The following is an 11,013-nucleotide window of genomic DNA, read 5'->3' as shown; positions in this document are numbered from 1 at the left end:
CAAAACAGGACTCTCAGGCCATATAGCGGCATTAAGACGAATATCATAAATTCAATACTGTCGCCTTCTTGCGTTCAACAGAGCAACCCAGGTAGAAGCCGAATCCGGCTTTGAAGGCGAGGTCCGGCGAGTCGGTGGGCGGATCGGGAGCCGGCCGTCCAGCTTGGAAAGACACAGTTCGTGTTCGTATTCGTCGTCGCAATATAAAGTAGCTTGCAGACGACCGACCTCATGGCAGCCACCGTCCTGGAACGCATCGAGCCGGGCACGACCTCCGAACTGCCGTCGAGAGGACGAGGCGGGGGCCGCGAGTCACACGCGACGGGAGACGGGTGGACAAGTGACGAGTCGACGAGCGACAGGCGACGGCACGTAAACGGCTTGCTCGCGACCCGCGTACGCATTAACCGCTCCCCGTTGGGGGGTTCCGTATGCTCGTTCATCTCCGCCAGTACAAACACGAGGAAGTCCAGTTCGACGACAATAGGACGACTGGCGAGTCCCAGACGGAGGATTCGGTAGACAAAGGGCCGGAGGCGTACTTCGGCAAGAACATCGACGACTTCGACCTCGAGACCTGGGAGACGATCGAATACGAGAACGACCCGATCCAGCGCCGGGAAGTGTCGGTCGACGGTGTCACGGCGTTGTCCATCCCCAACGAGCCGACCGACGCGGACGATCCCGGCCTGCCCGGTCGGACGCTTCAGCTTCGACTCGGCGGTGGTATGGAGTTTCTCGCGAACGCCCAACTGGTCGAGGCCCAGGACGGGAACCCCCAAGAGCCCGAGGGCGGAGGGAAGGTGTCGAAAGAAGATAGCCCGCAAGGAACGGCAACGATGGACGACGAGCCGTAGGGGCGACGGGGGCCGTCCCAAGCCGAAACTCGACGGCGGGCTCTCGACTGTCGCGTCTCACACCGCGTATTGGACTCGGTAGTCGAGGGCAGGACGTATCACGATCCGGAATGATAGTCCATACCGGGGCGAAACGGTCCCGAAATCGTTTTCAACTGCTCGCGCGCACACTCGGTATGCCGACGGAATCGGACACTCATTATGACCCCTCGCTGGGGAACAAGTTCATCTTCGTCACCGGCGGCGTCATGTCGGGACTCGGTAAGGGGATCACGGCCGCGAGCACCGGCCGGCTCCTCAAGAACGCCGGGTTCGACGTCACCGCAGTAAAAGTCGACCCGTATCTGAACGTCGACGCCGGGACGATGAACCCCTACCAGCACGGGGAGGTGTACGTCCTCGAAGACGGTGGTGAGGTCGACCTCGACCTGGGGAACTACGAGCGGTTCCTCGACGTCGACATGACCTCGGACCACAACATTACGACGGGCAAGACCTACCAGCACGTCATCGAGAAGGAACGCGCCGGCGACTATCTGGGCAAGACGGTCCAGATCATCCCCCACGTTACCGACGACATCAAGCGTCGCATCCGCGAAGCGGCCGAAGGGACCGACGTCTGTATCGTCGAAGTCGGTGGCACGGTTGGCGACATCGAGGGCATGCCCTATCTCGAGGCGCTGCGGCAGTTCGCCCACGAGGAAGACGAAGACGACGTCCTGTTCGTCCACGTCACGCTCGTTCCCTACTCGAAGAACGGCGAGCAGAAGACCAAGCCCACCCAGCACTCGGTCAAGGAGGTCCGTTCGATCGGGCTCCAGCCCGACGTGATCGTCGGTCGCTGCGAGGACCGACTCGACCCCGAGACCAAAGAAAAGATCGCGCTGTTCTGTGACATCCCCACGGAAGCCGTCTTCTCGAACCCCGACGTCGAGGATGTCTATCACGTCCCGCTGATGGTCGAAGAGGAAGGGCTCGATCAGTACGTCTTAGAGCACTTCGGCCTCGATGACGACGCGCTCCCGGCAGGCGAGCGATCGAACGAGTGGCGCGAGATCGTCACCACCGAGAAATCCGGCGAGGTCGACGTCGCGCTCGTCGGCAAGTACGACCTCGAGGACGCCTACATGTCGATCCACGAGTCGCTGAAACATGCTGGCTTCGAGGTCGGTGTCGACGTCAACGTTCACTGGGTGCCGGCCGACGAGATGGCAGACGACTACGACGACCAGCTCGCGGACGTCGACGGGATCATCGTCCCCGGTGGGTTCGGGATGCGTGGCTCGGAAGGGAAGGTCCGCGCGGTCCAGTACGCCCGCGAGAACGACGTTCCCTTCCTCGGACTCTGTCTGGGCTTCCAGATGGCCGTCGTCGAGTACGCGCGTAACGTGCTCGGCCTCGAGGGGGCACACTCCGCGGAGATGGACGAGGACACGCCACATCCGGTCATCGACATCCTGCCCGAACAGTACGAGGTCGAGGACATGGGCGGCACCATGCGGCTCGGCGAGCACACGACCGTGATCGAGCCCGAGACGCTGGCCTACGAGCTGTACGGCGATACGTCTTGCTCGGAACGGCACCGCCACCGTTACGAGGTCAACCCCGAGTACTTCGAGCAGTTCGAGGACGAACCACTCGTCTTCTCCGGGACCGCGGGCAACCGCATGGAGATCCTCGAACTCGAGACCCACCCCTACTTCCTCGGAACGCAGTTCCATCCCGAGTACACGTCCCGCCCGGGCGAGCCGAGCCCGCCGTTCCTGGGGCTGGTCGAAGCCGCACTCGAGCAGGTAGACGCCGGCGACGCGGCGTCTACAACCGACAGCGACACGAGCGACGACACCGAAACGGAGGTAACCCACTGATGGTCGATACTGAGACGTTCGTACCCGACGCAGTCGAAGAGATCGAAGACGAAATCGGCGATGCAAACGCCGTCATCGCCCTTTCCGGCGGGGTCGACTCCTCGGTCGCCGCCGCACTGGCCTACGAGGCCATCGGCGACCAACTCACCCCGGTCTACGTCGACACCGGCCTGATGCGGAAAGGCGAGACCGCACAGATCGAAGAGACGTTCGATTACATGGAGTCGCTGCGGATCGTCGACGCCAAGGATCGGTTCCTCGAGGCGCTTGCGGGCGTCACCGACCCCGAAGAGAAGCGCTCGGTCATCGGCGAGCAGTTCATCCGGGAGTTCGAGCGGGAAGCGAAAGACGCCGATGCGGACTACCTCGTCCAGGGGACGATCTACCCCGACCGCATCGAGAGCGAGGGTGGCATCAAGTCCCACCACAACGTCGGCGGACTGCCCGATGTCGTCGACTTCGACGGCATCGTCGAACCCGTCCGCGACCTCTACAAGGACGAAGTACGGGAGGTCGCACGTCACCTCGGACTCGACGAGATCGTCGCCGAACGGATGCCGTTCCCCGGCCCGGGCCTGGCGGTACGCGTAATCGGCGAGGTCACCGAGGAGAAACTCGAGGTCGCACGCCACGCCTGTCACGTCGTCGAGGACGAACTCGAGGAGTACGAGCCCTGGCAAGCCCTGGCGGCCGTCATCGGCAAGGCGACCGGCGTCAAGGGCGACAACCGCGTCCACGGGTGGGTCGTCTCCGTGCGCTCGGTCGACTCCCGTGACGGAATGACCGCGAAAGCCCAGGAGATCGACTGGGACACGCTCCAACGCATCCAGTCACGGATCACGGGACAGAACGAAAACGTCGCCCGAGTCGTCTACGACGTGACCCACAAACCGCCAGCGACGATCGAGTACGAATGACGGACCGAGAAAACGGCACGTGTGCGATCGTTGCCGGCCCCGACAATGAGGACATCTCGCCCGCCCTCGAAGCTGAGGGCGTCGAGGTGCGGCGACTCGAGGGGGTCGTCTCGCGGCCACAGCTCGAGGAAGCGGGCATCGTCGACGCCGACCTCTATGTCCTGACCGATGTCGATCAGGCGACGACTATCCCGATCGTCTGTGATCTCAACGACGACCTCCGGACGGTCGTCTACGCCGACCGGACGATTCCGGAGTTCGTCAAGGCACAACTCGACCTCGCGGTCGACCCGCAGTTGATCGATCCCACCGTGCTCGCCGAAGAACTGCTCGCCTGAGACGGTCACCGCTCGATGGTCGCGCCGTACAACCCGATTCGTGACCGACCGTGCCGGTGACCGGCCTCGAGTAGTTGTGGCGTCTCCTGTCTCGGTTTTGTTCCACGCCTCGGTCCAGAAACTGTCGTCTCGAACACTCGAGATCGCGTCGCCTCGCCGAAAGTTCACAGTCGGTCTTCACGAACCGCGCGTTCGACCGGGGATAAATTCCGTCAGCAACTCGCTGAACTGATTTTACAGTTAAAATCATTTAGGAGTGAGGGAATTCGGTTTCTGGGCCCTGAGAAAAGTCAAAACAGCAGATTAAATCCGAGTTAAATTCGATAGAATCAGTGTAAGAGTCCTATACCATCGCCCCCGTTGAAGTAGTCCCCGCCCATAGAGATGAATGGAGGTCGACGGGTTAACTCCACCGAGGCACCCACGCCTGTTCCCGTGGCTTCCAGCAATCCCACCACAGCACCCTTCCCCCCACCATTGCCACACCGTTCCGACGTGGGCTACTGCACCGGCCTGCGTCACTCTGCGGTTCTGGCACCCGAGGCGCTGTCCGCGCCTCGGATCGGACCATTCTCCCGAGTAGCGACGCCCGCCGAGCGATGAGTCGCCGAACCCAACCGCTCACCGACACTGACCGGTCTCACGGCGAGAGCCGTTTTAATACCGGCATCTCTTCGAGTCGCTCGTCCTCGAGTCGATCCCAGTCTATCCCGGCGGGTTCCGTCGTCCCCGCGTCGGGTCGGAGAACTCGCTCGGGGGTGACGATCAGGTCCATCGAAACGTCGTGGGCGTCGAAGGTGAGATCGACGCTGTCCTGGCTGCGGTCCCCATCGCCGCCACGCTCGAACACCTGCCGCTCGTGAACCGTCGTCGCGACCGGCGTCTCCTCGTCGACGAGCCCCAGTTCGTACAGCATCGCGTACTCGAGGTCGCTGTACCCTTCGCCCTTGCCGACCCGTCCGCCATCGTCGGTCACGGCGACGCTTCCGGAGACGATCAGGTCGAGCTTCCCGACCGCTTCGGGACCGACTTGCGTCCCGTACTCGGACGATCCGGAAACCGTCGTCGCTGCGTCGTAATCCTCGAGTTCGTCGGGATCGAGCACCAGAAAACACTGCTCGTCCGCGAGCCGTGGCACTGCCATGTAGACCGTCTTCCCCGCTCGTAACGCGGCTCGACGGACGGGCAGTTGCGGTGCGTCGGGGTTCGCTTTGATCGTCTCCGCTTTCTCCCACTCGGGCTGGTCGGTCAGCCGGTCGGCGGCGTCCTTTGCACCCGCGAAGTTCGGAATGCGCCCGTGAGGCGGGAACGGAAACCGCGCGACGCCGGATTCCTCGAGCTCGTCCCAGACCCGCTCGCGTAGCGTCTCTTTGTCCATGCGAGACCGTGTGCGCTCCGGAACGGAATATCCTCGCTTTCGACCGATCGAGCACCAGTCGAAAGGGACGACGATCGGTCAGGACTCTTCGGACTCGTCTCTGACACCGTCGTCACCCTCGGTTCCGTCTTCGTGTCCGTTCGCGATCGTCACCAGGTGTCGTGCCTCCGGAAGGACGATCGACTCGGTGCCCAGGCAGGCCGCATCGGCGTTCCCCGGCAGGCAAAACACCGGTTTCCCCTCCGCGACGCCCGCGAGCGTCCGCGACGCGACGACGCGAGTGCCGACCTCCTCGTAGGCGAGCATCGTGAACAGCTCCTGGAACGCAGCCAGCTCCTTGTCCAGCAGCGGTTCGACGGCTTCGATGACGACATCGTCGGGTTCGACGCTGGTCGCCCCCGCGGTAACCACCACGTCGACGTCGTCGCGTTCGATGATCCGGAGCACGATCGACTGGACGCGGTCGTGGTCCGAGCCGACGTGTTCGCGGGTCGCGAGCTCGTGTCCGGCATCCTCGAGCACGGTCTCGACCGCCTCGCCAGCGGCGTCGGAGTCCAACGACCGACTCGTGGCGACGGTTACGACGGCGAATCCGAGCGGGCTGTCCGGGTTGGCTGTCGGGCTCGAGGCCGGTTCGCGTTCGCTCTCTGCTTGGAGGGGCGACGCCGTGTCACCGTCACCGTCACCGTCACCGTCCGTGTTCGCAGCTCCGTCGGCGTCTCCGTCCGTCTCGTCCATACTCCGCCTTCGAGAGCCGCCGTGTAAAACGCTGTCACTGCGGTGGACTGTGGGGTAGAGAAACCGAACCGATCCCCATCAATATTGCCCAACTTTATGACGACCGTTTCCATCTGTTCGGGTACATGCAGGCAGTCAAGATAACCGAGCACGGCGGCACGGACGTCATCGAGTACGGCGATTACCCCGACCCGGAAGTCGGGCGCGACGACGTACTGATCGACGTGAAAGCCGGCGCGCTCAACCACCTCGACGTGTGGGTCCGCCGCGGACTGCCCACCCTGGACCTCGAGATGCCTCACGTCCCCGGCAGCGACGCCGCAGGAATCGTCGTAGAGACCGGCCCGGACGTCACCCGGTTCGACGAGGGAGACCGAGTGGCGGTCTCTGCGGGCGTCAACTGTGGGAACTGCGAATTCTGCCGGGACGGCGACCCGACGCTCTGTGTCAACTTCCACCTGCTTGGCGAACACGTCACCGGCGTTCACTCCGAGTACGCCGCGGTCCCCGAGGACAACCTGATTCCCGTACCCAACGGCGTCGACTGGATCACCGCGGGCTCGACGTCGCTGGTCTTCCAGACCGCCTGGCGCATGCTGGTCGACCGCGCGGAACTCGAGCCGGGCGAGAAGATCCTCGTGCTCGGTGCGAGCGGCGGCGTCGGTCACGCCGCTCTCCAGATCGCCGACTACACCGGTGCGGAGGTGTACGCGACCGGCAGTACGGAAGAAAAACTCCAGTACGCACGCGACCACGGTGCGGATCACGTCGTCAACTACGAGGAGGAGAGCTTCGCCGACTGGGTCCGTGCGGAGACCGGCGGTCGCGGCGTCGACGTCGTCGTCGACTACATCGGCGCGGGCACCTGGCGCGACTCGATCAAGAGCCTCGCGAAGAACGGTCGGCTCGTCACCTGCGGCGGGACTGCGGGACCGAACCCCGAGACGGATTTGCCCCGTATCTTCTGGAACCAGCTGCAGATCATCGGTTCGACCATGGGGACGCCGGGCCAGGTCGACGACGTGATGGAACTGGTCTGGGACGGCACCTTCGAACCCGCCGTGCGCGAAGTGCTTCCGATGAGCGAGATGGCTCGCGCTCACGAGATCGTCGAGGGTCGCGAAGGGTTCGGCAAGGTCGTCGTCAGACCCGACAGCGAGCTGTGAGCACGACCCGACTCGAGGGCGAACCACGTTTACGTTCTCCGGAACCGTGAGGGCTTTGCCGTCCCGGTCGAAAGGTCCCGACGTGACCTCGAGCGACGACGGCGGCTACGTCCACGACCCGTCCGCGTTCGACGAGGACGGAACGCACCACGACGACGACCGCGGGGGAGACGAGGAGTTGTCGGACGATCCGCCACACCCCGCGGCGACCAACAGGGAGTTCGGCCGGCGCGGCTGGATACTGGTCGGCGTGATGTTGTTCGCGTTCGTCATCGCACCGGTCGCGATACTGCTCTTTCCGCCCAGCAGCGATCACTACAGGTTCGCGCTGCTGATCCTACCGCTCGCGCCGGCGATCGCGCTGGCTGCGACGGCCGTCTGGGCGACGACCCGTCCCTGATTCACACTCGCGACTCGAGTCCGGTAACGGTTGGATTCGAAAACGAAGGCGGCAACGAAACCGAACGGTTAGGAGCCGAGTACTGACTCGAGGCGCTCGAGGACCGCCGCTCCGGGATCGATGTCCCGATCCGGCGTCTCGGCGTCGTCGAGATAGTCGTCGACGTCGTCCCGGAGTCGTCGGAGCTGGCGCTCTGTGAACGCATTCGGCCCATCGTTCTCGACGGTGCCGAGCGCTTCGACCGCCCACTCCGCTGGCGTCTCGGAGTCGTCGACCGCGTCGTCGATGCGACTGGCCAGGAGTTGGTGGACGACCCACCGTTCTTCTCTGGAGAGCGTCACTTCGTGCGTCTCGGTTTCCTGTGGGGGAGAGCTCATTTCGTCAGTTGGACCGTGTCTGTCGGTCCTCACCCGTTGCTACGAACGAGGGGGTCATAAGGTTTGTCACTAGTTACCACTATTCAGAAGTCGCCACACAATCCAGAGCTATCAGTATCCGAGACAGGATGTGATCGGATATGCCCTGCACTGACTCGTGTGGAATTGATCTTAGAACCAGCCGGAATCCCTCGTTGTTACCTCATCGCAAGCCACTCAGAGCCCCACACCAATTGTTCCCTCACACTAGGGCAAAGTGGGCAGAAATACCAAGCCAACAAAAACGACATCGTACATCGGCGGGATTTAACTCAATCCCGTGCAGTACGGCCGCTCCGAAAGCGAAGGGTGGTCAATCTCCGTCAGCCGTCGTTTCGAACCGCTCAGTCTGTGACTGCAATTCGTCTGCACGGTCCGATAACGTGTCCGCAGTCGTTGCGATCCGCTGGATCGTACTTGTTTGTTCTTCGGCCGCTGCCGAGACGTTCTGTGCCTCGTCTGCCGTGCGATCACTCACACTTGCAACGTCATCGACCATCTGTGCGACTTCTTGAGATGATTCGGCTTGATCATCCGTTGCGTCGTTGATCGACTGAATACCGCTGTTAGCGGCTTCGACTCGATCGACAATCGTTTCGAAGGTCCCGACGGTTTCGTCGATCGTCTCCTGGCTGGTTTCGATGTTCGATTGCATTTCGAACATGTCGGCTGCCAGCGCATCGGCCGACTTCTCAATCCCAGCAACTAATTGTTCTACCTCGCTCGTCGCCTCGTCTGTCTCCTCAGCAAGCGCCTTCACCTCGTCAGCAACGACGGCAAACCCATTTCCGTCCTCAGTGGCGTTTGCCGCTTCGATCAACGCATTCATCGCGAGGAGATTCGTCTCCGACGCAATATCGTCGATCAACTCGACGATCTCGCTGATCTCCTCGACTTCGTCCTGCAGTGTACGCATCTCTTCGATGGCTTCCGTCGCTTTGGTTTCGACCTCGTCGACCACTTCCGTCGTCCGTTCCGCCGCCTGCTGCCCCTGTTGTCCCATCTCAGCTGCTTTTCGAGACTGGTCGGCGACGTTGCCCGAGGACGAAGCGATCTCTTCGACAGTAGCCGAAAGGTCGCTCATCTCGCCCGCGGCAGTTGCAAGCTTCTCGCTTTGCCGCTCTGCACCGGCAGAAATCTCTTCGATACTGTCGGCCACAGCAACGCTCGAGTTCTTGATCTCTTCGGTCGAAGCGGTCATATCTGAACTGATCTCGTCGACATCTTTAACGAGGGCCTGAATTTCGACGACTAGCGATTCGAGGTCCTCGATCATGTCGTTGAACGAAATCGCAATCCGTCTGAGGGCGTCGTTGTCGACATCCGTCTCGAGTCGCTGTGTGAGATCACCGTCGGCGGCTTTTGTCAAGTGAGCGCTGAACTCGTCGGCCTGGCGTTCCAGCGACGTCGCGAGCTGTTCAGCTTCCTTGCGTGATTGTTCGGCCTCCTCGCGTGAGTTCTCTGCTTCCGTGCGGGCCTGTTCGAGGTCAGCAATGAACTCCTGAAGGTCTATTTGCATCTCATCCAGCCTATTTCCGAGGCGGCCAGGTACTGACTCCTCGAGAACGGCATCGTCGAACTCTTGGCGCGAAAGCGCATCAGCTTGTGCAGCGACGACGTTGAGATAGTCCTCGATGTCTCGGAAGGCAGCTCGTACCTGTCCGATCTCGTCGAGTCGGTTTTCGTCCGTAATCTCCTGATCAAGGTCCCCAGCGGCGAGTGCAGTCGCTTGCTTCGATACAGATCTGAGCGACCGCATCGGTCCCCGTTCTACCATCACACCAAGCGACACCAGTCCGAGGAAGCTAGCACCGAGAAGAATCCACAAGTTCGATCTGACCTGCTGGGCGATCAACAGTGCCTCGGATTGTGGTGCCTCTTTGACGACGACCCAGTTCGACTCTGCCTGATCAACCGGTGTGAACGCGACAACCGAATCCGATGTCAGTAGCGTTCCCTCGTTTTCTGCGTCGAGAGTGTCCATAATTTCGCCATCAGCGGAGTCAAACTCGGTCAAAAACGCTGATTCGTTTTCGTCAAAGAGAATGTCACCAGTTGTGTCACCGACAACTGTCGTGGTCGTCCCGTTGATCGGACTTTCGAACTGCTCGGCTCGGGTACTCGTCCGAATGACCATCACGAGTGCGTGCTCAGTTTCGGGTACTGGCGAAACGAATGCGACTGATGGGGCTCCGTCATCCGAGTACATCCACGTCTGTATAACGGCGTCCGGATCGTCGAACGAAACCTCTCCGAACTCCTGTGCCTGTGGCCAAACGATATTCGTCGCTTGAACTCCTTGGCCTTCGATCCCGGCATCTGTGCTCGCGGTGATCGTTTCCTGTTCGTAGTCAAGATAATGTAAGTGCGCTACTTCCGGTGGGAGATGGTCGAGTTCGCCTGTCAGCGCCGATTGAACCGTATCCTGCTGTTCCGTCTGTAGCGCTTGGTGTGCAGAAAGTGTCCGAGTCGTCGACTGCTGTGCTGCGAGCCACTGGTTGAGGGATTCCGCTTCTTGATTGGCATTTGTCAGCAAGTTGTCTCGCTGTTGGTCGGTAATTTGAGACGTTACTGCCGACTGTGTCACCAATCCCAACGCAAGTACGGTTATTATTATAACAATTGAGATGGCGAAGAACTTTCGCGTATAGCTTTGTCGAATCGTGTCCGGAAGCCGTTCTTCTAAACCCATGTCGGTGCCTCCATCTCTCGACCCACTCCTTGCGACGGCATAACAAGCTCTTGTCTTCTACATTATAATGAATTGTTTGGCCAACGTACCCAGTTTATGTTTTGTCATTCCTCGCTATGGCAGCACCCTCTTTTGGGTAGTACGATTGACATCCTCCTCCGCGTTCACGCGGAGGAATCCCGAGCGGTGGGAGTTTCAGGTCTGCAACCATGGACGCCGCCACTTCACGGGAGTCCGCATCTA

Annotated in this window: 10 protein-coding genes; 6 read left to right on the top strand and 4 right to left on the bottom strand. The window is 61.4% G+C overall.

The genetic code is table 11. The features are described 5' to 3' along the window. Positions 1 to 431: 431 nt before the first annotated feature. The 4 genes from C446_RS09805 to C446_RS09790 all read left to right on the top strand — a co-directional run bounded on the left by C446_RS09805 (position 432) and on the right by C446_RS09790 (position 3,980). Complete coding sequence (locus C446_RS09805; protein WP_006672935.1) at positions 432 to 857, top strand: hypothetical protein; 426 nt, start codon at positions 432 to 434, stop codon at positions 855 to 857. Between the two features lie 176 nt (positions 858 to 1,033). Next, the gene (locus C446_RS09800; protein WP_006672934.1) at positions 1,034 to 2,725 is read left to right on the top strand and encodes a CTP synthase; all 1,692 of its coding nucleotides are present in this window, start codon (positions 1,034 to 1,036) and stop codon (positions 2,723 to 2,725) included. Beyond that, entirely contained in the window at positions 2,725 to 3,642 is a 918-nt protein-coding gene (gene guaA / locus C446_RS09795) for a glutamine-hydrolyzing GMP synthase (RefSeq protein ID WP_006672933.1), read from the top strand. The genes C446_RS09800 and guaA overlap by 1 nt, the downstream gene beginning before the upstream one ends. Then, positions 3,639 to 3,980: a DUF7126 family protein gene (locus C446_RS09790; RefSeq protein WP_006672932.1), complete on the top strand. Its 342-nt coding sequence runs from the start codon at positions 3,639 to 3,641 to the stop codon at positions 3,978 to 3,980. The genes guaA and C446_RS09790 overlap by 4 nt, the downstream gene beginning before the upstream one ends. Positions 3,981 to 4,620: 640 nt before the next feature. Here the strand turns inward: C446_RS09790 and C446_RS09785 are convergent. Both C446_RS09785 and C446_RS09780 read right to left on the bottom strand, forming a co-directional pair. Beyond that, positions 4,621 to 5,358 (bottom strand): 5-formyltetrahydrofolate cyclo-ligase, encoded by a 738-nt coding sequence (locus C446_RS09785; protein ID WP_006672931.1) that lies wholly within the window; start codon positions 5,356 to 5,358, stop codon positions 4,621 to 4,623. A 78-nt stretch (positions 5,359 to 5,436) separates the two neighbouring features. Then, positions 5,437 to 6,096 (bottom strand): MogA/MoaB family molybdenum cofactor biosynthesis protein, encoded by a 660-nt coding sequence (locus C446_RS09780; RefSeq protein WP_006672930.1) that lies wholly within the window; start codon positions 6,094 to 6,096, stop codon positions 5,437 to 5,439. Between the two features lie 125 nt (positions 6,097 to 6,221). Between C446_RS09780 and C446_RS09775 the strand changes: the two genes are divergently transcribed. After that, the gene (locus tag C446_RS09775; RefSeq protein WP_006672929.1) at positions 6,222 to 7,262 is read left to right on the top strand and encodes a zinc-binding dehydrogenase; all 1,041 of its coding nucleotides are present in this window, start codon (positions 6,222 to 6,224) and stop codon (positions 7,260 to 7,262) included. Between the two features lie 82 nt (positions 7,263 to 7,344). After that, entirely contained in the window at positions 7,345 to 7,662 is a 318-nt protein-coding gene (locus C446_RS09770) for a hypothetical protein (protein WP_006672928.1), read from the top strand. 68 nt (positions 7,663 to 7,730) lie between these two features. On the opposite strand, the gene C446_RS09765 is transcribed toward C446_RS09770, so the two are convergent. Beyond that, entirely contained in the window at positions 7,731 to 8,039 is a 309-nt protein-coding gene (locus C446_RS09765) for a DUF7853 family protein (RefSeq protein WP_006672927.1), read from the bottom strand. 352 nt (positions 8,040 to 8,391) lie between these two features. Beyond that, a complete protein-coding gene (locus C446_RS09760; protein ID WP_239639487.1) occupies positions 8,392 to 10,062 on the bottom strand; it encodes a methyl-accepting chemotaxis protein in 1,671 nt (556 codons plus the stop codon). Positions 10,063 to 11,013: the final 951 nt, after the last annotated feature.

Source organism: Halobiforma nitratireducens JCM 10879 (genome assembly GCF_000337895.1).
GTDB classification, from domain to species: Archaea; Halobacteriota; Halobacteria; order Halobacteriales; family Natrialbaceae; genus Natronobacterium; species Natronobacterium nitratireducens.
This window is presented reverse-complemented; position numbering and strand designations above follow the sequence as displayed.